Below are 23,798 nucleotides of genomic sequence, written 5' to 3'. Positions count from 1 at the left end.
CGGCTCATGTCCGCGTCACGCGGCGAGCACGCGGCTCCCTGCTTTGAGCCTGGCGGCAGTCTCGGTCACCCGCCGCGCTTGGTAGCGCGCACCTTCGATCACGGTTTCATCGGGCGCCCCACCCCCGCTGACGTGCGATATGCCATACGGGGTGCCGAGCTCGAACTGGATCGGGTCGGTGTATCCGGGAGGCACGATGATGCCGCCCCAGTGGTAGAAGACGTTGTGCAGCGAAAGCAGCGTGCTCTCGTGACCGCCGTGCGCTGTCCCCGCGGATCCGAACGCGCCGTACACCTTGTCGGCAAGCAGGCCCTGCTGCCAGACGGGCCCCGTCACGTCGATGAACTGCTTGAGCTGACTGGCCATCGCCCCGTAACGCGTCGGCGTACCGAACATCACGGCGTCAGCCCAGGTCAGGTCGTCGACGTCGGCCTCCTCGACGTCTCGGGTGCTTTCGACGTGCCAAGACCAGTCCGGATTCGCAGCGACGGCGTGCGCGGGTGCGAGCTCCGCGACCTTGCGCAGGCGTACGTCCGCGCCGGCCTTCTCGGCACCCTCAGCGACGCAGGTCGCGAGCCGGTGCACGTTGCCGGTCGCGCTGTAGTAGACGACCGCCAGTCTGACGTTCTCACTCATCGGTTCTTCCTTTCGTTGTGATGGTCCAAGTGACCCGGGTAAGCGGTGGGCAAAGGTGATGGCCGGCCCTTCGGAAGGGCGATGCTCCGTCGGCGGTGAGCGCGTCCTCGACGGCCGCGCCGAGCGCCCCGCGCCACAGGCGTGGGTCGACCGAGCGCAGCTCGTGGTCCAGTGCGTCGCGTACCGACACCAGCCGGTGCAGCAATAGCCACGCCGGTAGTACGCGCCCCGCGGCGACGCCCGACGAGTCGAGCCGCCTGCGTACGTCTCGCGTCTCGCACTCGTCGTCGAGCGCCCAGTGCGTGCGACCGCGATCCGCCTCGTGCAGCATGCCGAGCGCGACCTCGTCGCCAGCGATCATCAGCGCCAGCAGATCGTGCAAGGAGTCCCAGAGCGCGTTGGGACGTGCACTGCCGGCGTAGTCCCTGGCTGACAGCTCGAAGTCCGTTCGGCCCTCGACAGTACGCAGCAAGCGGTCGTGGTCGGCGACAACCCGGCGCGCCGCGAGGTCGGGGTCGATGCGTGCGGCCAGGTCGAGCCGCGTCGACGGCGCCGGGTTGGTACGAAACAGGGTCATCGGGCCGCCCTCCGGCCGACGACGCCTTCCGCGGGCTCGAACAGCGGACGGCGCGCGCCAAGAGCGCCCGCGCTGAGCAGGCAGATGGGCACCGTGACGGCCAGCGCCGTCAACAAGCCGGTCTCATCGCCGCCCGCGACAGTCCACACGGTCGTCGCGATCGCCGGCCCAGCAGCGGCCCCGAGCTGACGGGCGAGACTCGTCGTCGCGGCCGTCGTGCCCAGCCGCCCCGCGTCGGAAGCCCCCATCGCGGCCGCCTGGCTCGGTCCGGCGAAGTACGCCGCTCCGAGCCCGAGGAGCGCAAGCGCCCCCGCGATCGCGAGCGACCCGCCGAACGCCGCACCGCCGACGATCATCGCGCTTGCCGTCGTGACCACCCACGCACCCCGATGGGCAACGCGGCGGGCGTCACCGCGGTCGACCGCCGCCCCGGCGGGCCCTCCCGCGAGGATCATCACCGCCGGCATAGCGAGCATGACCAATCCGGCTTCGGCCGCCGAGGAGCCGACATCGCGGACGAGATGGAACGGAATGAGGAACGACATCGCGGCGACGGCGCTCATCTCCAGCAGCAGCGACATGTGAATGCCGCGCAGACCCGGCGTCGCGAGCAACTCGACGACCGGGCGACTCGCGTCGAGCCGCAGCCAGATGATGACGAGCGGAACCGCGAGGCCTGCGAGCAGCAGCCAGGCAGGTTGGCGTACGCCGAACGTAAGCGCCACCAGCACACTGGCCGCGGCACCGACGAGCAGCGCTACCTGGGCCACCGTGGCGCGGTCCGGCCAGCGCAGTCGAGCGCCGGCATCGAGCTGGGCGTACCCGATCGCGACGACGACCACCGCGACCGGAAGGTTGGCGAAGAAGACCCAGCGCCACCCGATGGTGTCAATCACGATGCCGCCGAGTGCCGGACCCGACACCGCACCGAGTGGACCCAACGTCATCACGACCGCCATCGCTCGCCCCTTGGCCCGTGGGGAGACGGCGACGGTGGCAAGCACGGGCACGAGGGTGAACATGATCGCGCCGAACGTTCCCTGCGCGACCCGGGCGACGATCAGAAATGCCATGTCCGGGGCAAGTCCTACGAGTGCGCTCGCGATCGCGAACCCCGTTACGGCGAAGGTCAATGCCGCCCGCAGGCCGACGGTATCGACCCAGCGGCCCGCGGGTAGCGCGAAGCCGATCAGCGGCAGCGCGCAGCCGAGAACGACCCACTGGGTGACCTCCGTCGAGGTCGCGAACTCGTCTTCGAGCGTCGGTAGCGCGACGTTGACGATCGTGGAGTCGAGCTGGCCGATGAACAACGCGACGCCGGCGGCGGCGACCAGCCACCATCGGTCCCCCTCTGGGCTTCTGCGTTCGATCAGCATGCGTACGCCGCATTCAGGCTCGCTCGTCCGTCCGGCGTGGGGAGCACGACGATGCACGACTCAGGTCCATGCAGCGACGGAACGCCCGTCAGGCCGCCGAGTGCCAGGTAGTCACCCGCGGAGCGGACCTGCCGGGGCCGCCGCCTCTTGCTCGTGGGCTTCGTCGTCTCTTTGTTCGCCATGCCGAACAGACTTCCGGCTACAGACCGGCGCAACCAGTGCCTGGTGCATCTACGGACGTGCAGAATGCACGGCCCTCACAGCCAGTCGGCCTCAGACGCGATCCGCACCGCATCGACCCGGTTGCGCGCACCGAGCTTGGTGACCGCGGATGCGAGGTAGTTTCTTACGGTGCCGTACGACAGATGCAACTCGCGCGCGATCTCGCGCGGCGCGGCGCCGGAAGCAGTGCGTTGCAGCACGGCGGTCTCCCGCTCGGTCAGGGGCGTACGAGGGGCGTCCATAGCCACGTACGCGAGCTGCGGATCGACCACCTTGCCGCCGGATGCGATCGTGCGGATCGCAGCGACAAGCTCAACGGCCGGCGCATCCTTGAGCATGAACCCGTCGAGGCGCGCATCGACGCTGCGGCGGAGGTTCGCGGGTCGAGCGACGCCAGTCAGGATCAAGGTTCGACAGGCTGGCACAGCAACGCTGAGCTCGACTGCCGCGTCGATGCCATCGATGCCGGGCAACCCGATGTCGATCACAGCAACGTCGGGCCGTACGCGGCGGGCGGTCGAGACGATCGCATCGCCGGTGTCGACCGCCCCGACGACGTCGATATCGTCCTCAGCGGCCAGGATCGCACCGAGGGCGTCGCGCAGGATGCGCATGTCCTCGGCAATCAGCACCCGAATCATTCGTGTGCGCCCCCTACGTCGGCGACGAACGTCGACCGGAACATCAACCCGAGGTGCTCGGCGAGCCGTTCCGTCGACCAGCGACGATCGACCGTGAGCGCCTCGATCAGGTCCGACGAGATCAGCGCGAACAACATGTCGGTGGCCGACCGGCGAGACCACTCGGCTCGCAACCGCCCCTCGTCTGCAAGCCAGCGGGCGAGCCGGCGACAGCTGGCGAGCTTCGCGGCGACAACTCGTTCGCGCAATGCTGCGACATCGTCGTCCACCCGACGCGCGCTCTCGATCGCGCGGTCGACCGCCATCAGCCGAGGATGGTAGCGAGCCAGATGCGCGCCCCACTCGTCCAGCGCCGCAACGGCGTCGGGCGACGCCCAGACCGTCGCCATCGACTCCGACAGGCCTTCGAGCGTCGCGTTGAAGTCGAACAGCGCGACCACCAGCTCACCTCGGTTCGCGAAGTGCAGGTACGCCGTCATCCGGCTCACTCCCGCGTGCGTCGCAACGTCGGCGAGCGTCAGCGCGTCGAATCCGCGCTCCTCGAGCAGCTCCCGCGCCGCCGCCAACAATGCCCGGCGCGTCCGACGACTTCGGTCGTTGCGGGGTTCGAGGATGCGGTCTCGGGTCATCGCTAGTCAGGTTACTATACAACTCGTATAGTTCTTTGATGCTCGTCGACGCCAGAGGCCACCTACGATGGCTTCCGTTGCTCCCGCTCGGCTGGCTCGTCATGATGCTGCCGCTGCGCGCCAGCGATCTCCTGTACAAGCTCGAGTCCCTCGGTCGGCTGACGCCGGTGACGGTGACGGTCGGTCTGAGCACGACGCTCGCGATCTTCGCTCTCACCGGCTTGATCGTGGTGCGGCGAGGCAATCCGCGGTCAATCATCGCGGCACTGGTCGTGCTCACCTTCGCGCCGAACCTCGTCCTCGGCGCCGGCTGGGTCGAACTCGCGGGCATGCTGTGCGGCGCGGTGCTACTCGTCTTCGACTCACCGTGGTCCTGGCTGTCGTACGCCGCGTTCGCGGTCGCCGACGCGACCGTGCACGGCATGCTCAACGACTCGTTCGCGATCGGTCTCGCGGATCTCTCCACGAACGGCACCCTCGGGCTCGCCCTGCTGGCAGTGACCCGGCTCGCCCGACTCGCCGACGAGACGGCGCAGCGTCGCGCGGAGCTGGCCACCGCTCGCGCTCAGGAGGAGGTTGCCCGCGCGCGCCACGGCCTGCGAGCCGACGTCGGCGTGCGCCTGTCGGCGATCATCGCGCGAGCCGACACCGTGGTCGTGCGCGACCGATGGGCCGACCTCACGACGATCGCAACGTCCGCACGTAAGGCGCTACGCAGTGCGGCGCGTACGACTGCGCCACCGGTGGTGCGCACCTACCCGAATCTCGCCGAGAGCGACCGGGTCGAAGTGCCGTTCGGCTTCGCTCGAGCGATACTGCTCGCAATACTGACTTGCTACTGCCTCAATGCGGTCTCAGACGTCGGCCTGATCCCGGGTGGGCTCACCACGACCGCGCTGGTCGTCCACGCGGTCATCACCCCACTTGCCTGCACGTTGTACCTCCACCACGGCGTGACCCGGCCAGACGGTACGGCGCCGCGCTGGTGGTGGTGGACGTTCACCCTCCAGTGGGTTCTCGTCGTACCGGTCGCGATGCTGTTCCCGACCTTGCTGGGGATGTCGATAGCGCTGACTCTCCTGCTCTCGGCAATGGTCGTCCGACTGCCCACCCCGTGGTCGTTCATCACACTGGGGCTCGCCGTCACGGTGGTTGTACCGATGTCACAGATGCTCATCTTCGGCCAGCAGCCGAGCATTCGAGCCGAGATCTTCCTCTACATCCAGACAGTGCTCGGGATGACAGTGGGGCCGCTCACGTTCTATGCGGTCGACCGCTTGCCCATTCTGAGCCGCCGGCTGCACGAGACCTCAGACGAGCTCGCCCATGTCATCAGCACCACCGAGCGGCTTCGGTTCGCGCGCGACGTACACGACCTCCTGGGCTTCCACCTGTCGGCCATCACGATGAACGCAGAACTCGCAGAACGCACCGTCACGACCGACCCGGAGCGTGCCCGTGGGCTCGTCATCGACATCCGCAGCCATGCCGAGGCGGCGCTCGTCGATCTCCGCGACATCGAGTCAGACGCCCGGCTCACCCTCGCCGACGAGGTCGCGGCCGCACGCACCCTGCTCGAGGCGGCCGACGTACGCGTCGTCGCCGACGGCGTCGAAGCCCAACCCGTGACATTCCACGCCGACCACGTGCTCGCCGTGGTCGTACGAGAGGCAGTCACGAACATCGTTCGGCACTCGACCGCCCGCCTGTGCAGCATCGGCGTACGCCACGAGCGAGGCTCCACGTACCTTCACATCAGCAACGACGGCGCCGGTCCGATCACAACGCCGGCCGGCAACGGCCTCCGAAACTTGCGCGAGCGCGCCGTCGAGGCGGGTGGTCGACTCACCACCCACCTCGACGGCGAGACCTTCACTCTCACGGCAGAGTTGCCCGCGTAGCACGAGGACATGCAAAGGCCCGGGCTGTCCCCCGACCGGCCCGGACCTTTGTATCCCCCCGAGTTATTGCGGCTACTTCACCTCGCTGCGCAGTAGCCGAATGGTGCCGAGGACGAGCGGGATGCCCACCCAGATCAGCACCCCGACCAGCAGGTGCTGCCATTCGGCGGATGACATGCCGTCCTCGTTGAACAGCGCTCCCGACGAGGTGGAGAGATCGACCCATGGGCCGATGTCTTCCATCGCGCTCCAGAGCTCGCTGACGATCGAGATCACCATCGGCACCGCGAAGAACGCGACGATCGCAGCGGCGGAGTTGAGCAGCAGCAGGCCGAACCCGACGCCCCACATGATCTGGATCAACTGGAAGATCCCGAACTTCGCGAACGCGATCTCGAAGAGCTCCGAGCCGCTGCCCCAGGCGTCATCGGCTCCACCGATGACCGTGAACACCGCGGCGAACAGGTTCGCCACCAGGACCGCACCGACGCCGAGGAGTACGGCGGCGGCAATCTTCGCCGTCAGTACCCGCCCACGGTTAGGCGCGAGGGTGAACGTGACCAGTGCCGTGCGCTGCGACCACTCGCTGGTGACCAGCAGGACGCCGAGCACCGGCAACAGGATCGCCTGTGGCGACGCGGTCACGCCGGCGAAGTTGCCGTACGTACGATCCGCCGAGTCGGCGGTGAGGAAGAAGATCACGATCGCAGTCGCGGTGATCGCCCCGATGGCGATCAGCAGCCAACGACCGGCGAGCGTGTCGTACGACTTGCGCAGCTCGACCGCGATCAGCCGGGTCAGCGGGATCCGCGAGCCCGCCTTCATACTGGGCGCGGCGTTTTCGACCGTTGCGGCGCTCATGCCTCTGCTCCTTCTCGTTGGCTGTCGGCGGTGAGCTGGAGGAACATCTCCTCGAGTCCGGCGCCGTCAGCGGGACGTAGCTCCTGAAGGGCGACTCCGGCGCTGGCGGCCACCTTGCCGACCTCGGCAGGCTCCGCATCGGTGCGCATACCGGCGTCACCCGACGGGGTCGCGTGGATACCCGCCTGGCTCAGTGCCGCGGCGAGCGCGTCCGGCTCGATCGCGCGAACGAACGTGCCCGCGGTCTGCAGCAGCTCGGCCTTCGTACCCTGAGCGACGATGCGACCGTTGCCGATCAGGATCAGCTCATCGGCGATCACCTCGACCTCGTGCAGGAGGTGTGAGGACAGCAGCACCGTGCCGCCGCGGTTCGCGTAGTCGCGCAGAAGTCCGCGCATCCAGTGGATACCGGCCGGATCGAGGCCGTTCGCGGGCTCGTCGAGGATCAACACCTCGGGGTCACCCATCAGCGCGTGTGCGATACCGAGCCGCTGACGCATGCCCAGCGAGTAGTTGCGGAGCCGGCGGCGCGACTCCTTGTCGGACAGGCTGACGAGCTCGAGCATCTGGTCGACCCGGCTCTTGGGCAGCCCCATCGTCATCGCGCCGAGCGTGAGGATCTCGCGGCCCGTACGACCGGCGTGCTGCGCCGACGCGTCGAGCAGTACGCCGACCTTGGTGCCCGGGTTGGGCACGGCGTGGTAGTCGACACCGCCGATCGTCGCACTGCCCTTGGTAGGTGGTGTGAGTCCGACCATGATGCGCATCGTCGTCGACTTGCCGGCGCCGTTCGGACCGAGGAACCCCGTGACCGACCCGGGTTTGCAAACGAAGGACACGTCATCGACGGCCCGGAACTCTCCGTAGCTCTTCGATAGACCTTCAACCGTGATCATGACGAATATCCTGCTGGACCGGGTCGGGTCGCCACATCGGTCCGGCGGATGATTCCGAATAGACCAAAGTATGAGTGTCCCTGACCCCGCGGTCGTGGTCGCACCCGACGATCAGCCATACGCTGGTGCGGTGAGATCGGACCGGCCCGCGTACCAGCCGCGCCTTCGCTGGTGGTCCCACCTGTGGCGGATCGCCACTGTGGTGTTGGTCAGCGCCATGGCGTGGTCGGTTTACGCCGTGCCCGAGTGGGAGGACAACCGCCCGCTGTTCTGGGTCGACCTCAGCGTCGGCGTCGCCGGCCTCGTCGCCATGCAGTTCCGCCGCAGGTGGCCCTTCACGATCGCGTTGGCGCTCAACCTCGCCATGGCGGTGTCGATGTCGATCGCCGGGCCGGCGTCGCTCGTGATGGTCTCGGTCGCGACGCTGCGTCGTTGGCTGCAGATCATCCTCGTCAGCCTCGCCGGGCTGGTCGGCAGCGCGGCGTTCCTCGGAGTCGCGCCCGCGCAGGCCGGAGGCAACGAACCGGTCTGGGTCTCGTTCACGACGAACATCATCATCACGGTCGCTCTCGTCGCCATCGGCATGTACATCGGCTCGCGTCGAGAACTCCTGTGGACGCTGCGGGAGCGGGCGACCCGCGCCGAGCAGGAGCAGGACCTACGGGTGACCCAGGCGCGTACGAACGAACGCGCTCGGATCGCGCGCGAGATGCACGACGTGCTCGCGCACCGGATCTCGCTGGTCACCATGCACGCGGGTGCCCTGGCATACCGCACCGACCTCGGGCGCGACGAGGTGGCGCGGAGTGCCGAGATCATTCAGACGAACGCACACGACGCACTGACCGAGCTGCGCAGCGTCCTCGGCGTCCTTCGCGGCGAAAACGGCGCGGTCACGACGAACCGTCCACAGCCGACGTTGTGCGATGTGCCGGACCTCGTGTCGGAGGCCGTCGAGTCGGGGATGCACATCGACTTCGAGAACGGCATCGCCACGAGCGACGCAGTGCCGGATGCCACCGGACGTACGGTCTATCGCATCGTGCAGGAGGGCCTGACGAACGCTCGCAAGCATGCCCCCGATGCAAGGGTCACGGTGTCCGTCAGCCGCGACGACACCGGGATCAACGTCGACGTGAGCAATCCGCTGCGCGTCGGCCACAGCAGGACTCCCCCGGGTGCCGGGTTGGGGCTCGTCGGGCTCACAGAACGCGCCGAGCTCACCGGGGGCTCTCTGCGACACCGGATCAACGGGCGCGGCGAGTTCGAACTGCGGGCGTGGCTACCGTATCCCTCATGATCAAGGTGCTCATCGTCGACGACGACGCTCTCGTACGCGCAGGTCTGGTGATGATCCTCGGCGGCGCGAAGGAGATCGAGGTAGTCGCCGAGGCCGGTGACGGGCGCGAGGCACTGGCGCTGATCGCCGAGCACCGGCCCGACGTCGTACTGATGGACATCCGGATGCCTCGGATGGACGGCCTGGAGGCGACGGCACTGATCGATCAACAGCCCTCGCCGCCGAAGGTCATCGTGCTCACGACGTTCGACGCCGACGACGACGTCTCTCGCGCCTTGCGTGCCGGCGCGAGCGGCTTCCTGCTCAAGGACACGCCGCCGCCCGCGATCGTCGACGCCGTACGCAAGGTGTACGAAGGCGAGCCGATGCTCTCGCCGAAGGTCACGGCCCGGCTGATGCGCCGGATCGCCGACGAGGGCCCGGACGAGCAGACCTCTGCCCGCGTCGACCTCGACTCGGCACTCAGCGAACGCGAGCTCGAGGTCGCCGTTGCGGTCGGCAAGGGCCTGAGCAATGCCGAGATCGCCTCCAGCCTGCACATGAGCGTCGCGACGGTGAAAGCGCACATCTCGCGGCTGTTCACCAAGCTCGACGCGACGAACCGCGTCCAGATCGCCATCCTCGTGCACGACGCCGGGCTCGTCTGAGGCGTGGCATATCGTGGCTCGGTCGATGCAGACAGCTGACTGGAGGCAGGTCCGATGGGTGCACTGTGGCACGGCTTCGCCGATATGGGCGCGCTCGAGCGGGACGGTGAGTTCGTACTCGCCCGCGGCGAGGGAGCCTACGTCTGGGACACCGACGGCACCCGCTACCTCGACGCCGCCGCAGGCTTGTGGTTTGCGAACGTCGGGCACGGGCGTACGCAGATCGCCGACGCCGTCGCGGCCCAGCTGACCAACCTCGCGGCGTACTCGACGTTCGGCGACTACGCCGTCGACACGACCGTTGAGCTGGCAGAGCGGCTCGCATCGATCGCGCCGATGCCCGGCAGCAAGATCTTCCTCACCTCCGGCGGGTCCGACTCGATCGACAGTGCGGTGAAACTCGCGCGCCGCTACTGGCATGAGCTCGGCAAGCCCGACAAACGCATTGTGCTCGGGCGCGAGAAGGCGTACCACGGCATGCACGTCGGCGGCACCGCCCTCGCGGGCATCCCGGCCAACCGTGCCGACTACGGGCGACTGATGGAAGATGCCATCACGATCGGGTGGGACTCCGGCAAGGCACTGTTGGAGGCGATCGAGCGCATCGGCGCAGACAACATCGCGGCATTCTTCTGCGAGCCGGTGATCGGCGCCGGTGGTGTTGTGCCGCCGCCCGAGGGCTATCTGGCCGAGGTACGCCAGATCTGCCGCGACCACGGCATCTTGTTCGTCGCCGACGAGGTCATCACCGGGTTCGGGCGAATCGGCGGCTCCTGGTTCGCATCGACGCGCTTCGACCTCGAACCCGATCTGATGGTCACGGCCAAGGGCCTCACCTCGGGCTACGTCCCGATGGGTGCCCTGTTCGTGTCGCCGCGGGTGGCCGAGCCGTTCTTCCGGCCCGACGCGGGAGTGTGGTGGCGGCACGGCTATACGTACGGCGGGCACCCCGGGTCCGCTGCGGCGGCGCTCGCCAACCTCGACATCATCGAGAGCGAGGGCCTGTTAGAGGAATCCGCTCGGCTCGAACGCACGATGCAGGAGGTACTCGCGCCGCTCGCCGACCACCCAGCGGTCGAAGAGGTACGCAGCGGGGTCGGCGCCCTTGCTGCGGTTCAGCTGGTCGACGCCTCGGCCATCGGCACGGTCACCAACCACCTGCGCGACGCCGGTGTCTGCGCGCGGCCGCTCGGCTGCGGAGCCGTCCAGGTCTCGCCGCCGTTCGTGATGACCGACGCACAGGTCGCCGAGATCGCCACCGCGATCGAGAAGGTCCTACCCCGCTGACGCTGACACGTGCGAAGTGTCGCGCTGACACGCGAGAAGTACGCGCAACTCAGGCCGACTCTTTCGGCGTGTCAGCGCGACACTTCTCACGTGTCAGCGGGGGTCAGGAGTCGAGGTTGGTCATCACGTGCTTGACGCGGGTGTAGTCCTCGAGGCTGTACATCGAGAGGTCCTTGCCGAAGCCGGAGTGCTTGAACCCACCGTGCGGCATCTCGGCGACCAACGGGATGTGCGTGTTGATCCAGACGCAACCGAAGTCGAGGCGCTTGGCCATGCGCATCGCGCGTCCGTGGTCCTTCGTCCACACTGACGACGCCAGACCGTACTCGACGCCGTTGGCCCAACGTACGGCCTGGTCCTCGTCGCTGAACTCCTGCACGGTGATGACCGGGCCGAAGATCTCGTTCTGGATCGCCTCGTCGTCCTGGCGGAGGTCGTCGAGCACGGTCGCGTTGTAGAAGTAGCCGTCGGACAGCTCTCCGCCCGGTCGGTCACCTCCGGCGGCGATGTTCGCGTGGTCGGGCAGGCGGTCGACGAACCCGCTCACGCGCTCCAGCTGCGCGGCGTTGTTGACCGGGCCGAAGAGCACATCCTCGTCGTCGGGCATACCGGTCTTCGAGCCCCTTGCCTGTTCGGCGAGCGCGGCAACGAAGTCGGCATGCACTCGAGGACCGGCGAGTACGCGGGTCGCGGCCGTGCAGTCCTGTCCGGCGTTGAAGTAGCCCGCCTCGGCGATCGCCTCGGCGGCCGCCTCTACATCAGCATCGTCGAAGACGATGACGGGCGCCTTGCCGCCGAGCTCGAGATGCGGCTTCTTCAACCCATCGGCCGCCGACTTCGCGACCTCACGGCCCGCGCGTACCGACCCGGTGATCGAGACCATCTGGGGGATGTCGTGGGCGACGAGCGCGCGACCGGTGTCACGATCGCCGCAGATCACGTTGAAGACGCCGGGCGGGAAGATGTCGGCGGCCAGCCGCGCGAGCAGCGAGGTCGATGCCGGCGTCGTGTCACTCGGCTTGAGTACGACCGTGTTGCCCGCGGCAAGCGCCGGCGCGATCTTCCAGATGCCCATCAACAGCGGGTAGTTCCACGGCGTCACCTGGCCGACGACGCCGATCGGCTCGCGCCGGATCATCGAGGTGTGTCCGGCCATGTACTCACCCGCCGAGCGCCCCTCGAGCACGCGCGCCGCACCCGAGAAGAACGTCAGCGCGTCGACGACCTGTGGGATCTCCTCGCTCGACGTGAGGCCGAGTGGTTTGCCGGTGTCCTTGCTCTCGACCGCGACGATCTCGTCGGCGTGCTCCTCCACCGCGGCGTTCAGCTTGAGCAACGCCTGCTGGCGTTCGGCGGGTGTCGTATCGCGCCAGGTCTCGAAGGCGCGCTCGGCCGCCTTCACCGCACGGTCGACATCCTCCGCCCGGGACAGGGGCGCCTCGGCGTACACCTTGCCCGAGGTCGGGTCGACGACGTCGTACGTAGCGCCGTCGGCGGCAGGCACGACGGCACCGTCGACGAAGTTCTGGATCACTTGCTCGGCCATAGTCATTTCCCTTGTGATTTGTGCGGTCCGGACGGTGTCACATCCGCCCGCCGGTCGAGGACCCGGAGAGCTTCTGCGAGAGGTAGATCGGGATGATCGAAGCCATGATGAGGACACTACCGACCACGTTGATGACGGGCGTCTGGTTAGGACGGAACAGGTTGTTCAGAATCCACAGCGGCAGGGTCTCTGTTGCGGCGTCGGCGGTGAACCGGGTCACGATGATCTCGTCGAAGCTCAGCGCGAACGCCAGCAGCGCACCGGCGACGATGCCGCCGCGGAGCAGCGGGAACACGACCAGCCGAAACGTCGTCCAGCGAGATGCGCCGAGATCCATCGACGCCTCCTCGACGTTGCCGCCGAGCTGACGCAAGCGCGCGCTCACGTTGTTGAAGACGACGACGATGCAGAACGTCGAGTGCGCGAGTACGACCGTCCACATCGAGAGTCCGACGCCCATGAAGGTCGTGAACGCGCTGTTCAGTGCAAGCCCTGTCACGATGCCCGGCAACGCGATCGGCAGGATCACCAGCAGCGAGATCGACTCGCGGCCGAAGAACTGGTAGCGCGTCAGCGCGAACGCGGCGAGCGTACCCAGTACGAGGGCGACGGCCGTTGCGAGCAGGCCGACCTCGACGCTCGTACCGACGGCATCCATTGCGCCCTGGTTGTTCCACGTCGACCGCCACCATTTGGTGGTGAAGCTCGACGGCGGCCAGCCGAAGGTGCTCTCAGCGTTGAACGAGCTGATCACGACGACGGCCAACGGCGCGTACACGACCAGGAGCACGAACCCGACCGCGCTCAACAGCAAGGCTTTCGTACGTCCGGAGATCGTCATGGCTGCCTCCTCAGAGCTTCTCGAGCGCGCCCGTACGACGTACGAGTGCGAGGTAGATTGCCATCACGACGACGGAGAACGTCGCTATCGCTGCGGCGAACGGAAGGTTCAACGACTGGTTCTCGTCGACGAGGTTGCCGAGCATCTGCGATGCGCCGCCGACGACATCGACGGTGATGTAGTCGCCGAGGCTCAACGAGAAGGTGAAGATCGACCCCGCGATCATGCTCGGGATCAGCGTCGGCCACACCACCGACAGGAACGTACGCATCGGGCGTGCGCCGAGGTCCTCCGAGGCTTCCAGCAGGGAGTCCGGCAGCCGCTCGAGCCCCGCGTAGATCGGCAGGATCATGTACGGAAGCCAGAGGTACGACAAAGTCAGCACCACGGCGACGAGCCCGAGGCCAGGCGTGAATCCGAAGGTCGAGTCCAAGACGCCGTTGTCGAGGACCAGCAGCCGCCACGAGTACGCCTTGACCAGGTAGCTGGCCCACAGCGGCATCAGGCAGGCGATCACCAAGAACCTTGCGGTACGCGGCTTTGCGACCTTCGCCATGAAGAACGCGATCGGCAGCGCGAGCGCGAGGTCGATCACCGTGACGGACGCGGCGATCAGGATCGTACGTACCAGCACGTCGCGATACAGCGGCTCGGTGACGAGCTGTCGGAAGTTGTCGAACGTCCAGGTGCGGTAGATCTCGGTCGTGAACGGGTCCTGCGCCCACAGCGAGGTGATCAGCAGGGCCGCCAGCGAGCCGAGGTAGACCACACCGAGCCACACGAGGGGCGCCCCCAGCACCCCCGCCAACCGCAGGCGGGGGTGCCGGTGCAGGAACGCTGCTCCGGGAGTTGCCATCGGAATTGACCTGTTCAGCCCTTGATCTCTTGCCAGGCGGTGGTCCACTTGGCGTAGTCGGTGCACTCGGTGTCGGTACGCCCGTCGAGGCACTCCTTGATCGGCGTCGTCCAGTACAGGATCTTGTCCGCGTACGCCGCGTCATCGGCGTGGTAGATCTTGCAGTGCTCCTTGTTCGCCGTCTCGTCACACGCCTCGAGGTTGGCCGGGGCCTCGCCGAAGTACTCCGCGACCTGTGCGTTCGCCTTCGGCGATGCGATGTAGTCCGACCAGAGGTATGCGCAATTGGGATGCTCGGCCTCCGACGCCACCATCCAGGTGTCGGACCAGCCGGTCGAGCCCTCCTCGGGCAGGATCGACTTCACCGGCACGTCGGCCTCCGCGATGTTCTGGATCACCTGCCAGGTCGTGCCGATCTGGGACGTACCCGATTTGAAGGCGCTGACCTCCTTGGTGTAGTCCGACCAGTACTCGCCGACGTTGGCGTTCTGCTCCTTGAGCAGGTCCACCGCCGCGTCGAGCTGCTCCTCGTCGAGCGCGTAGGGGTTCTCGATGCCCAGATCCGGCTCATGCTTCATCAGGTACAACGCGGCGTCGGCGATGTAGATCGGCGAGTCGTACGCGGTGACGTGGTCCTTGTACTTCGAGGCGTCGTCGAAGACCGCCGCCCAGGAGGTCGGCTCAGGTTTCACGTCCTTCGTGTTGTACATCAGGAGGTTCGCGCCCCAGCCGTGCGGCATGCCGTACATCTGGCCGTCGACGGAGTTCCAGTCGCCGTCCTTGAGGAACGGTGCGATGTCCTTGTAGTTGGGGGTGAGCTCGGTGTTGAACGGCGCGACGTCGCCGGCCGCGATCAGCCGTAGCGACGCATCGCCCGATGCGGATACCACGTCGTAGTCACCGGTACCCATCAGGCTCACGGCTTCGTCGGACGTACCGAAGTACTTGACGTTCGCCTTGCAGCCGGTCTCCTTCTCGAACGGCGTCACCCAGTCGACCTTCGGGTCGTTCGAGCCGTCTTCGGCGTACCCGGGCCAGGCGAGGATGTTCACCTCGCCCTCTCCGTCGCCGAGCTTCTTCGCCATCGGTACGTCCGGCGGCTGGAATCCCTGCCCGCCGGGCGTACTCGACTCGTCGTCGTCACCACCGCTCGTACCGCAGCCGCCGATCGCGAGTGCGAGCACCGCCGCACTGGCGAGCGCTGCGACCTTCACGCTTCTGGTCCGACCATGTCCGTTGGTCATGTGCTTGGCTCCTTGCATTGTTGGCCCCTATGCCTGCTCACCGTTGAGAACCAGGCAGTCCTGCTCGTCGAAGGCGACCCGGACGCGGTCGCCCCGCGTCACCTCCCGTGCCGCGCCGCTGCGGTTCTGGGTGAGAACCGTCAGCCGCGCTCCGGCATCCAGGTCGACGACCAGGCGGGTGGTCGCGCCGGCGTACACGTTCTCCGCGAGTACGCCGTCGGCGCTCAGCCGTCCGCTGCCGACCGGTTGTGACAGGTCCGGTTGGACCTCGAGCTTCTCCGGCCGGACGGCGAACTTGCCGTCGCGACCGACGATCGTGCGTGCCGCCTCGCCCTCGAGCAGGTTGGACGTACCGACGAAGCCGGCGACGAACTCCGATGCGGGCTGCTCGTACACGTCGTGCGCAGACCCGACCTGCTGGATTCGACCGTCGTTGAAGACGGCGACGCGATCACTCATCGTCAGCGCCTCCTCCTGGTCGTGAGTCACGAATACGAAGGTGATGCCGACATCGCGCTGGATCTGCTTGAGCTCGACCTGCATCTGCTCACGCAGTTTGAGGTCGAGGGCGCCCAGCGGCTCGTCCAGCAGCAGCACAGCCGGGTCGACCACGAGCGCCCGGGCCAGCGCGACGCGTTGTCGCTGTCCACCCGAGAGCTGGCTGGGGCGACGCTTCTCGTACCCCTGGAGGGCGACGGTCCGCAGCGCCGCGGAGGCGCGTTCGCGGCGTTCGTCGCGTGCGACCCCTCGTACGCGCAGCCCGTAGGCGACGTTGTCGACCACGGACATATGCGGGAACAGCGCGTAGTCCTGGAAGACGGTCGTCACGTTGCGCTCGAACGGAGCCAGCCGGGTGACGTCCTGGCCGTCGAGGTGGATCGTGCCGTCGGTGGGCGCCTCGAAGCCGGCGATCATCCGCAGCACCGTGGTCTTTCCCGAACCAGACGGGCCGAGCATCGAGAAGAACTCGCCGGGGGCGATCTCCAGGTCGATGCCGTCGACGGCTGTGACATCGCCGAACTGCTTGTGCAGCCCCGCGATCGATACTGCAGGTGTCGTCATCACTGTCGCCTTTGCGGTACGTGTTCGTTGAACCTCGTATGAGGTTGTTCGAGAAGATAGGGACTGACGAATGCTCAGGCGACAGGCATTTGCCCAAGATGGCACCGAATCACTGTGCAGGTGCACAGCATGAACTACGTTGGGCTGATGACGACGGTTCGGGACGTCATAGCCGAAGAACGCTTCGGACTGCGCCTGCGCGCCTGTGAGGCCGCCCTCGACCAGCCCGTTTCCTGGGCTTCGGTGACCGAGCAGGTCGATCCGACCCCGTTCATGGAGCGCGACGAGCTCGTGTTGACGACGGGCGTACGCCTTCGTTCGACCAAGGACCAGGCGCATTTCGTCAAATGCGCCGCATCGGTCGGCGCCGCCGCGATCGGGTTCGGCGTCGGACTCGGCCACGACAAGATCCCGCGATCGCTGGTCAGCGCCGCCGAGGAGCACCACGTCCCGCTGATCGAGGTGCCGTACGAGACGCCGTTCATCGCGATCACCCGGTGGGTATCGGACCGCGACGTCGACGCGCACACCCGCAAGCTGAGCCGGCTGCTGTCTGTGCACGACCGCCTCGCCGAACATCTGCTCACAGGCGGCGGGCTGCCCGCCTTCTGCGAGGAGCTTCGCCATCAGCTCGGCGGCAACGTCGCCGTGATCGACCAGCAGGCGAACGTACTCGCGAGCGCGCCGATCCGGGTCGCGTGGCCGGCGCCGGCCCTCGTCCGGCGCCTGCACAAGATGCACCAGCCCGCCACGGTCGACATCTTCGAGGGTGCGCACCAGGAGGCGTACGTGCTCCCCGTCGGCACGCACGGGCGCCAGGTGGCCGTGCTCGCCACCCAGGGGAGCCGGCGCAATGAGGAGCTCCTGCGGTTCGCGGTCAGCTTGGTGGGCCTGGAGATGCAGCGACGGCAAGCGGTCCAGCACGGCCGACGCGAGCAGATCGGCCAGATCATGGAGGACGTCGTACGCTCCGCGCTGACCCATACCGAGGCGACCCGACGGCTGGAGGCGTTCGGGCTCGACTTCACCGGCGGCCACCGGGTGCTGCTCGGCATCGTCGAAGCCGATCCGGACGCGTTGCGTACGCTGCCGTGGCCGCTGCTCGGACCCGATATCGACCCCGAGGGACGCGTCGTGACGGCCCAGGTCGACCGCTACCTGGCGCTGATCTTCGGTAGCGAGGAGGTCACCCGCGACTCCGCGCCGACGGTGCTGCACGCGCTTCGTACGCTCGGGCGCAACGCCGCGGTCGGTATCGGCGGCTACTACAGCGGCGTCGACGGACTCCGGTGGAGCTTCCTTGAGGCGCGCGACGCACTGTCTCGCGGTTCGGGAATCCACCAGGGCGCACCGCTCAGCTTGGAGCGGCTACTCACGGCCAACCCGGAGCTGCCCATGCGCGAGCTCGGCGAGGCGACGCTCGGCCCGCTGCTCGAGCAGGACCCGCCCGACCATCCGCTGATGACCACGCTGACGACGTTCCTCGACACCGGCGGCTCGGTGAACGAGACGGCCGAGCGGCTCTTCGTACACCGCAACACCGTGCGTTATCGGCTCGACCAGATCGAAAGTCTGACCGGGCGATCGCTGTCGCAGACCCGCGACCGCGTGCATCTCTGGCTTGCGCTGCACGCGATCGGGTATGTGTCGGATTGACAGACCGCACATCCCGCGGTGCTGTGTGCTGCGAAATCCGTACAGAATCTCTGCTTGTCCAACGGAATCCCTTGTGAAAGAGCGAGCTCATTGGTCATACTGGCGGTGGCTGCCCAGGAATGAGAGGACACCATGACCGCGTCACCGCCCCCTGACAACGCGATGCTCGACAAGGAGGTGCTGAACAAGCAGGCGAAGGACCACCTGTGGATGCACTTCACGCGACACTCGTCCTACGAAACGGCTGACGTGCCGATCATCGTCAAGGGCGAAGGCGCGTACATCACCGACGCGTCGGGCAAGCGCTACCTGGACGCGCTGTCGGGTCTGTTCGTGGTGCAGGCCGGTCACGGTCGCGAGGAGCTCGCCGAGGCGGCCGCAAAGCAGGCCCGCGAGCTGGCGTTCTTCCCGTTGTGGTCGTACGCGCATCCGTCGGCGATCGAGCTCGCCGACCGCGTGGCGGGCTACGCGCCAGGCGATCTGAACCGAGTGTTCTTCACCTCCGGCGGCGGCGAGGCAGTCGAGTCGGCGTGGAAGCTCGCCAAGCAGTACTTCAAACTGACCGGCAAGCCCACCAAGCACAAGGTGATCAGCCGCGCCGTCGCGTACCACGGCACGCCGCAGGGCGCGCTTTCGATCACCGGCATCCCGGAGATGAAGGCGCCGTTCGAGCCGCTCGTGCCGAGTACGTTCCGAGTGCCGAACACCAACCTCTACCGCGCACCGGTGCACGGCGACGACCCCGAGGCGTTCGGGCGCTGGGCCGCCGACCGCATCGCCGAGGTGATCGAGTTCGAGGGCGCCGACACCGTCGCTGCCGTGATCCTCGAGCCGGTGCAGAACTCCGGCGGCTGCTTCCCGCCGCCGCCCGGCTACTTCCAGCGCGTCCGTGAGATCTGTGATGAGAACGACGTGCTGCTGATCTCCGACGAGGTGATCTGCGCGTACGGCCGGCTCGGGCACTATTTCGGCGCCGACCGGTACGGCTACCAGCCGGACATGATCACCTGCGCGAAGGGCCTCACGTCGGGCTACTCGCCGCTCGGTGCGCTCATCGCGAGCGACAAGCTGATGGAGCCGTTCCTCACCGGGCACAACATGTTCGCGCACGGCTACACCTTCGGCGGGCATCCCGTCTCGGCGGCCGTCGCGATGGCGAACCTCGACATCTTCGAACGCGAGGACCTCAACGGCAATGTGCTCCGTAACGAGGCCGGCTTCCGTTCCACCCTGGAGAAGCTGACCGATCTCGACATCGTCGGCGACGTACGCGGCGACGGCTACTTCTACGGCATCGAGCTGGTGAAGGACAAAGCCACCAAGGAGACGTTCGACGAGGAGGAGTCCGAACGGCTGCTGCGCGGCTTCCTCTCCAAGGCGCTCTTCGATGGCGGCCTCTACTGCCGCGCCGACGACCGCGGCGACCCCGTCATCCAGGTCGCTCCCCCGCTGATCTGCGACCAGGAGCACTTCGACGAGATGGAAAACATCCTGCGCGACGTACTCACCCGAGCGCAGGAGCTCTTGTAGAACTTCGTACGTGCCGGTGCGCGAGACGGCTCCTTCGTAGCACCGGTACGTACGGATCGACCGGAATCTGCCTTTGACGCTCCCCCGTCGTCAAAGGCAGATTCTTTGTCTCAGTTCTCGGGCTCGTAGTACGCGACCACAAGGTGACCGCCTTCGACCTTCGGGTTTGCCCGAGCGGACAGTTCATGACCCTCGCCGTTGACGTGCTCGACGCCGAACGACCCACCCGATGGCTCCACAAACCCGACGACATCGTCGTCAACCGAGTGGCGGATCAGGCCCCGTCGAACTCCGCGATCGCCGAATCCGACCAGGCCGCCCGTGCCGTTCTCGGGAACCGTCAGAGTGGCACTGCGACTCTGATCGTCGACCGCGACCGTCTTGTAGTCGGCCAACCTGTACCACTGGCCGTTCCATCGCTGGCAGTCATCTAGCCGGAACCCGTCGACCTCCGTACGGGGGGCGCTGCGCTCATACGCGCCGTACCCAAGTCGAACGTCCTTCAGCGAGCCGCGAGCGCCCGTTGCGAGTTGAGCTCTCATCACTACCTCGACCGGTTCCCCTGCTCGAACTCCGAAATCGCTCCACGCCGAACGGTTCGCCTCCGATCGGTCGCCGAAGGTCACCTCGCCGTCGTACGGTTCGCACCCGCCGGAGATGATCCGCCGATTGCCGTTCACCTCCAGCTCGACGCGAACGTCGTCGGGAGGCATCGTCGACCGGAGTGTGCACGCGGCTCCGATCGCGAGATCGGTGTCCTGTGGCGTGAAGGTCGAACGGAACACGGTCTCACCAGGCTCACTGATGTGAGATGCGACAAGCGGGTCGCGTGCGTCAGTGGTGTCCGGGATTGCCAACTGCTGCGTCCCGGAGTCGACGTCATCCACGGGCCGGTAGTAGGCCAGGACGCCCGGACTGCCATCGAACGTGTCATGCGGTTTCATCGTCATGGTGATGGTCGACTCCGGCTGGGACTTGAGCCGATAGCTGCGAAACCCGCCGCCTGAATCTGGTTTGAGTCCGAGCTCCGCCGGTCCGTCGATCTCGTAGTTCTCGCCCGCGGCTACAGATGGGGTTCCTTGCACGAGAACTCCTGGCGACTCGGCAGCCGGGAGATCCAGGCTGAACGAGCGTTCCGTGCTGTCGGTCGGCTCAGTCGCGTAGTCGGCCAGCACGTAACGACGGCCGTCGATGTCCTTCACGGTCGGAATGGCCGCATCCCCGATCGTGGTACGCGCACCGGACATGTCGTACGCGGCGAGTCCGACCGTCGGCTCTGCTCCGTTCGTCGGCGCCGATCGAACCTTCGAGACCCGCGCGCGAATCGTCACTGGACCGCCTTCGTCAAGGTCCCGCGCAAGGCGCTCGGCAAGGAATGCAGGTGAGTACGAGTTTCCGACCTGATACCTCGATGGTCGCTCGCCGAGTGTGTGCGGCCGACAGCGCGTACCCCAGTCCATGGCGTACCCCTTGATCTGCACCGTCACCGATGCAGTCGTGTTGCACTCCAGCGCCCACTGGAATCTCAAGTCCGTCGGTTCAATCGTCAGCTCGGTCCAGCTCTTGCCCTCGAGCTGCACCGTGCCGATCCGTTTGTCCCCGTCGAGCGTTGTCGGGAACATCGCGTCCGCGCTCTCCTCGTCGCCATCATCCACGCGGGTGTAGTACGCGACGACAAGGTCGGAGTCGTCGGCCAAGCCGGACTGGTTGTTGAGCCTTACCGTGTGCGCGTTGCTGTCGGGTAGTGCGTCGGTATGAATGCCGTCGCGGCCCGTCAACACACCGCGACGACCATCGACCTGCAGCTTCCCACTCGGCCCGAGGCGATCCTTCGTCGCGCCGTACGTGACCAAGGCGGGTTCATCGAGTTGCGGCACGTCGACCCCGACTCCGGTCGCGGACCCAGTGGCGACGTCGTGCCCGGCGAGCTCGTACGTCGTCCCGTCGATGGTTCGATTCCGCAGCAATGCAACGCCTTCGGTTTCGAGGCGGTCGCCGGTCATCTCGTACGCGGCAATGCCGATGCGACCGTCGATTTGCTGCTTGAGCGGACGCGCCATCGGCCCGCCTATGACATCCATTCGCATCGTCACGGACTCACCGGGGCGGACGCCGGCCTCCTCCCAGAAGCGCCGGACTCTGTCGGGCGTCCATACATGGCCGACCACACCGTGCGAAACACCGCCACCAGCGAACTGGCCGCAGGACGGTGTAGCTATGGTGACGTCGTCGCCGACCGTGACCCGCACGCTGGGACCGTTGCCACCGCGAAACCCGTCGGTACCGCGCATCTTGTTGAGATCGTCGCAGTCGAAGTCCAGTAGGAAGTCCGTGTCCTCTGGTGTGAAGGTCAGCTCGACCGTGGTATCGCCCTCGTCGCCCAACTCCTCGGCGATCTTGGTGTCACCGTCGAGGGTCGACGGGAACATCACTTCAGCATCTTCGTCATCGGCGACCTTCGTGTAGTACGCGACGACGACCTTGGGCGACATCTCGACGCCGTTGTCCCGGACCTCCACGGTATGTGCGCGCGAGTCGGGCAAGGTCTCACTGAACACACCCCCCTTGCCGGTGAGGACTCCCCTTTCACCGTCGACCGTCGCCCTGCGCACCCCACCGGGATATGACGGGGATCCATACGTCACGAGCGGTGCATCCGCCCCGGACGGAATCGACACCGTTGCGGTGCCTCCGCCCGCACGGGCGACATCGTGTCCATCCAGCTCGTAGGTGTCGCCGTCGTACGTCTTCGACGTCGGGAACGCGATGCCGTCCTGTATTTCCCGGTCACCGGTCATCTCGTACGCGGCGATGCCGATCCGACCCGAGATGTCGGCCGGTCCGCCCTGTCCCATCAGCCCGTTGGCCGCGCGTACGGTCACAGTCACCTTCTCGCCGGACGTGACGCCGATTCCCTCCCAGTAGTTTCGAACTCGGTCAGGAGTCGCCAGGTCACCGACATGCCCCATGCCCACACCGACGTTGTACTGCTTGCCACACGGCGGTGTGAGGATCCCGTCATTGACCGTGACCTCGACCGTCGGCGCCTTGCGCAGCGCCCGAGTGCTCCGGTTGGCCGGAGCGAGCGCATCGCAGTCGATATCGAGCAGGAAGTCGGTGTCGTCGGGCGTGAACTCCAACGTGACCGTCGCATCGCCCTTGTCGCCCAGCTCCTCGGCGATCTTGCTGTCCCCGTCGATCTTCTCGGGGAAGTGGCCGCCCTTGGCCGGCTCGGGTGCTGTGGACAGATGGCTCACGACGGGTACGCCGATGATCGCGCCGACGGCGAGGACGCTCGCGGCGACAGTCGCGCCTGCCTTGCGCCGGCGGCGCTGGGCCACCTTGGCGCGGATGCCGGCCATTCGGACGGTCGAGCGCGGGTCCACGTCGTTCGCACGGGCGTCGAGCTCGGCTCGTAGATCGTCGAGGTTCATGACCGCCCTCCCTCATCGTTGCCATGAGACGCGTACGTCTCGAGTAGTGCGGGGTCGATACGCAGCTTGGCGAGCGCCTTGCTGGTCTGGCTCTTCACGGTGCCGACGCTGCAGCCGAGCAGATCGGCGGTCTCGCCCTCGCTCAGATCCTCGTAGAACCGGAGCACGACCGTTGCACGCTGCCGCTTCGGCAGCCGGCCGATCGCGTCCCAGATGTCGAACCGGTCGCCGACCGAATCGGTCGGGTTGGACCCGCCGGTCTCGGGCAGGACCTCGCTCGGGCGTTCACCGTTCCATTTGCGCCGCCACCAACTGTTGTACGTATTGACGAGGATGCGCCGTACGTACGCCTCATGGTCGGTCTTGATCCGCTTCCACGAACCCCACGCCTTGGCCAGCGACGTCTGCACCAGATCTTCGGCGAGCTGATGATCGCGGGTCAGCAGGTACGCGGTGCGCAGCAGATGATCGCTGCGGGCGGCGACGAACCCCTCGAACGGCACCTGCTGTGGCGTTCGAGGACGCGCTCGGGCATTGCCCAGCTCCTCAACCAATGCGGCCTCCTCGCTCATGCCCTACCCGACCGGGTGGCGAGCCCCGATGGTTGCCTCATCCGCCGAACATCTTCGCAGGCGCCACCTCCGCAGCCGCACGTA

General features: G+C 67.0%; 21 protein-coding genes. 6 read left to right on the top strand and 15 right to left on the bottom strand.

The genetic code is table 11. From position 1 onward, the window contains the following. Positions 1-15: 15 nt before the first annotated feature. The 6 genes from wrbA to MU582_08100 all read right to left on the bottom strand — a co-directional run bounded on the left by wrbA (position 16) and on the right by MU582_08100 (position 4,081). Positions 16-636 (bottom strand): NAD(P)H:quinone oxidoreductase, encoded by a 621-nt coding sequence (gene wrbA / locus MU582_08125; GenBank protein UPK76588.1) that lies wholly within the window; start codon positions 634-636, stop codon positions 16-18. Continuing rightward, positions 629-1,213, bottom strand: a complete 585-nt coding sequence (locus MU582_08120) for a hypothetical protein (protein ID UPK76587.1) — start codon at positions 1,211-1,213, stop codon at positions 629-631. The genes wrbA and MU582_08120 overlap by 8 nt, the downstream gene beginning before the upstream one ends. After that, positions 1,210-2,589 (bottom strand): MFS transporter, encoded by a 1,380-nt coding sequence (locus tag MU582_08115; protein ID UPK76586.1) that lies wholly within the window; start codon positions 2,587-2,589, stop codon positions 1,210-1,212. Before MU582_08115 ends, MU582_08120 begins: the two co-directional genes overlap by 4 nt. Next, positions 2,583-2,771 (bottom strand): hypothetical protein, encoded by a 189-nt coding sequence (locus tag MU582_08110; protein ID UPK76585.1) that lies wholly within the window; start codon positions 2,769-2,771, stop codon positions 2,583-2,585. The genes MU582_08115 and MU582_08110 overlap by 7 nt, the downstream gene beginning before the upstream one ends. Positions 2,772-2,846: 75 nt before the next feature. Then, entirely contained in the window at positions 2,847-3,452 is a 606-nt protein-coding gene (locus tag MU582_08105) for a response regulator transcription factor (GenBank protein ID UPK76584.1), read from the bottom strand. Continuing rightward, positions 3,449-4,081 (bottom strand): TetR/AcrR family transcriptional regulator, encoded by a 633-nt coding sequence (locus MU582_08100; protein UPK76583.1) that lies wholly within the window; start codon positions 4,079-4,081, stop codon positions 3,449-3,451. The genes MU582_08105 and MU582_08100 overlap by 4 nt, the downstream gene beginning before the upstream one ends. A gap of 38 nt (positions 4,082-4,119) precedes the next feature. Here MU582_08100 and MU582_08095 point away from each other — a divergent pair, with 38 nt between their 5' ends. Next, positions 4,120-5,982, top strand: a complete 1,863-nt coding sequence (locus tag MU582_08095) for a histidine kinase (GenBank protein UPK76582.1) — start codon at positions 4,120-4,122, stop codon at positions 5,980-5,982. Positions 5,983-6,054: 72 nt separating this feature from the next. Here MU582_08095 and MU582_08090 read toward each other — a convergent pair whose 3' ends face one another. Both MU582_08090 and MU582_08085 read right to left on the bottom strand, forming a co-directional pair. Further along, a complete protein-coding gene (locus tag MU582_08090; GenBank protein UPK76581.1) occupies positions 6,055-6,843 on the bottom strand; it encodes an ABC transporter permease in 789 nt (262 codons plus the stop codon). Then, positions 6,840-7,739 (bottom strand): ATP-binding cassette domain-containing protein, encoded by a 900-nt coding sequence (locus tag MU582_08085; GenBank protein ID UPK76580.1) that lies wholly within the window; start codon positions 7,737-7,739, stop codon positions 6,840-6,842. The genes MU582_08090 and MU582_08085 overlap by 4 nt, the downstream gene beginning before the upstream one ends. A gap of 130 nt (positions 7,740-7,869) precedes the next feature. Between MU582_08085 and MU582_08080 the strand changes: the two genes are divergently transcribed. The 3 genes from MU582_08080 to MU582_08070 are packed head-to-tail and all read left to right on the top strand — an operon-like array spanning position 7,870 to position 10,973. Further along, entirely contained in the window at positions 7,870-9,039 is a 1,170-nt protein-coding gene (locus tag MU582_08080) for a histidine kinase (protein UPK76579.1), read from the top strand. After that, positions 9,036-9,686, top strand: a complete 651-nt coding sequence (locus MU582_08075) for a response regulator transcription factor (protein ID UPK76578.1) — start codon at positions 9,036-9,038, stop codon at positions 9,684-9,686. Before MU582_08080 ends, MU582_08075 begins: the two co-directional genes overlap by 4 nt. 54 nt (positions 9,687-9,740) lie before the next feature. Further along, positions 9,741-10,973, top strand: coding sequence for an aminotransferase class III-fold pyridoxal phosphate-dependent enzyme (locus tag MU582_08070; protein UPK76577.1), 1,233 nt, complete (start codon positions 9,741-9,743; stop codon positions 10,971-10,973). A gap of 103 nt (positions 10,974-11,076) precedes the next feature. On the opposite strand, the gene MU582_08065 is transcribed toward MU582_08070, so the two are convergent. The 5 genes from MU582_08065 to MU582_08045 are packed head-to-tail and all read right to left on the bottom strand — an operon-like array spanning position 11,077 to position 16,522. Next, on the bottom strand, positions 11,077-12,519 hold the full coding sequence (locus MU582_08065) for a gamma-aminobutyraldehyde dehydrogenase (GenBank protein ID UPK76576.1): 1,443 nt from the start codon (positions 12,517-12,519) through the stop codon (positions 11,077-11,079). Positions 12,520-12,556: 37 nt separating this feature from the next. Continuing rightward, a complete protein-coding gene (locus MU582_08060; GenBank protein ID UPK76575.1) occupies positions 12,557-13,360 on the bottom strand; it encodes an ABC transporter permease in 804 nt (267 codons plus the stop codon). 10 nt (positions 13,361-13,370) lie between these two features. Then, positions 13,371-14,216, bottom strand: coding sequence for an ABC transporter permease (locus MU582_08055; protein UPK76574.1), 846 nt, complete (start codon positions 14,214-14,216; stop codon positions 13,371-13,373). A gap of 14 nt (positions 14,217-14,230) precedes the next feature. Continuing rightward, positions 14,231-15,460, bottom strand: coding sequence for an ABC transporter substrate-binding protein (locus MU582_08050; GenBank protein UPK76573.1), 1,230 nt, complete (start codon positions 15,458-15,460; stop codon positions 14,231-14,233). Between the two features lie 27 nt (positions 15,461-15,487). Continuing rightward, positions 15,488-16,522, bottom strand: a complete 1,035-nt coding sequence (locus tag MU582_08045; GenBank protein ID UPK76572.1) for an ABC transporter ATP-binding protein — start codon at positions 16,520-16,522, stop codon at positions 15,488-15,490. Between the two features lie 147 nt (positions 16,523-16,669). Between MU582_08045 and MU582_08040 the strand changes: the two genes are divergently transcribed. Together MU582_08040 and MU582_08035 are read left to right on the top strand one after the other, a co-directional pair. Beyond that, positions 16,670-18,178, top strand: coding sequence for a PucR family transcriptional regulator ligand-binding domain-containing protein (locus MU582_08040; GenBank protein UPK76571.1), 1,509 nt, complete (start codon positions 16,670-16,672; stop codon positions 18,176-18,178). Between the two features lie 132 nt (positions 18,179-18,310). Beyond that, positions 18,311-19,708: an aspartate aminotransferase family protein gene (locus MU582_08035; GenBank protein UPK76570.1), complete on the top strand. Its 1,398-nt coding sequence runs from the start codon at positions 18,311-18,313 to the stop codon at positions 19,706-19,708. Positions 19,709-19,818: 110 nt separating this feature from the next. Here the strand turns inward: MU582_08035 and MU582_08030 are convergent, their stop codons facing one another. Both MU582_08030 and MU582_08025 read right to left on the bottom strand, forming a co-directional pair. Further along, positions 19,819-23,142: a hypothetical protein gene (locus MU582_08030; GenBank protein UPK76569.1), complete on the bottom strand. Its 3,324-nt coding sequence runs from the start codon at positions 23,140-23,142 to the stop codon at positions 19,819-19,821. Beyond that, entirely contained in the window at positions 23,139-23,714 is a 576-nt protein-coding gene (locus MU582_08025; protein ID UPK76568.1) for a SigE family RNA polymerase sigma factor, read from the bottom strand. The genes MU582_08030 and MU582_08025 overlap by 4 nt, the downstream gene beginning before the upstream one ends. Positions 23,715-23,798: the final 84 nt, after the last annotated feature.

The sequence above is a fragment of the Nocardioidaceae bacterium SCSIO 66511 genome (genome assembly GCA_023100825.1).
Lineage (GTDB): Bacteria > Actinomycetota > Actinomycetes > Propionibacteriales > Nocardioidaceae > Solicola.
This window is presented reverse-complemented; position numbering and strand designations above follow the sequence as displayed.

Coding starts and splice junctions, on each gene's coding strand:
- MU582_08090 (UPK76581.1), bottom strand. CDS start 6,843: ATGAGCGCCGCAACGGTCGAAAACGCCGCGCCCAGTATGAAGGCGGGC.
- MU582_08115 (UPK76586.1), bottom strand. CDS start 2,589: ATGCTGATCGAACGCAGAAGCCCAGAGGGGGACCGATGGTGGCTGGTC.
- MU582_08100 (UPK76583.1), bottom strand. CDS start 4,081: ATGACCCGAGACCGCATCCTCGAACCCCGCAACGACCGAAGTCGTCGG.
- MU582_08025 (UPK76568.1), bottom strand. CDS start 23,714: ATGAGCGAGGAGGCCGCATTGGTTGAGGAGCTGGGCAATGCCCGAGCG.
- MU582_08120 (UPK76587.1), bottom strand. CDS start 1,213: ATGACCCTGTTTCGTACCAACCCGGCGCCGTCGACGCGGCTCGACCTG.
- wrbA (UPK76588.1), bottom strand. CDS start 636: ATGAGTGAGAACGTCAGACTGGCGGTCGTCTACTACAGCGCGACCGGC.
- MU582_08070 (UPK76577.1), top strand. CDS start 9,741: ATGGGTGCACTGTGGCACGGCTTCGCCGATATGGGCGCGCTCGAGCGG.
- MU582_08055 (UPK76574.1), bottom strand. CDS start 14,216: ATGGCAACTCCCGGAGCAGCGTTCCTGCACCGGCACCCCCGCCTGCGG.
- MU582_08065 (UPK76576.1), bottom strand. CDS start 12,519: ATGGCCGAGCAAGTGATCCAGAACTTCGTCGACGGTGCCGTCGTGCCT.
- MU582_08105 (UPK76584.1), bottom strand. CDS start 3,452: ATGATTCGGGTGCTGATTGCCGAGGACATGCGCATCCTGCGCGACGCC.
- MU582_08085 (UPK76580.1), bottom strand. CDS start 7,739: ATGATCACGGTTGAAGGTCTATCGAAGAGCTACGGAGAGTTCCGGGCC.
- MU582_08110 (UPK76585.1), bottom strand. CDS start 2,771: ATGGCGAACAAAGAGACGACGAAGCCCACGAGCAAGAGGCGGCGGCCC.
- MU582_08030 (UPK76569.1), bottom strand. CDS start 23,142: ATGAACCTCGACGATCTACGAGCCGAGCTCGACGCCCGTGCGAACGAC.
- MU582_08050 (UPK76573.1), bottom strand. CDS start 15,460: ATGACCAACGGACATGGTCGGACCAGAAGCGTGAAGGTCGCAGCGCTC.
- MU582_08075 (UPK76578.1), top strand. CDS start 9,036: ATGATCAAGGTGCTCATCGTCGACGACGACGCTCTCGTACGCGCAGGT.
- MU582_08035 (UPK76570.1), top strand. CDS start 18,311: ATGACCGCGTCACCGCCCCCTGACAACGCGATGCTCGACAAGGAGGTG.
- MU582_08040 (UPK76571.1), top strand. CDS start 16,670: ATGACGACGGTTCGGGACGTCATAGCCGAAGAACGCTTCGGACTGCGC.
- MU582_08060 (UPK76575.1), bottom strand. CDS start 13,360: ATGACGATCTCCGGACGTACGAAAGCCTTGCTGTTGAGCGCGGTCGGG.
- MU582_08095 (UPK76582.1), top strand. CDS start 4,120: ATGCTCGTCGACGCCAGAGGCCACCTACGATGGCTTCCGTTGCTCCCG.
- MU582_08045 (UPK76572.1), bottom strand. CDS start 16,522: ATGACGACACCTGCAGTATCGATCGCGGGGCTGCACAAGCAGTTCGGC.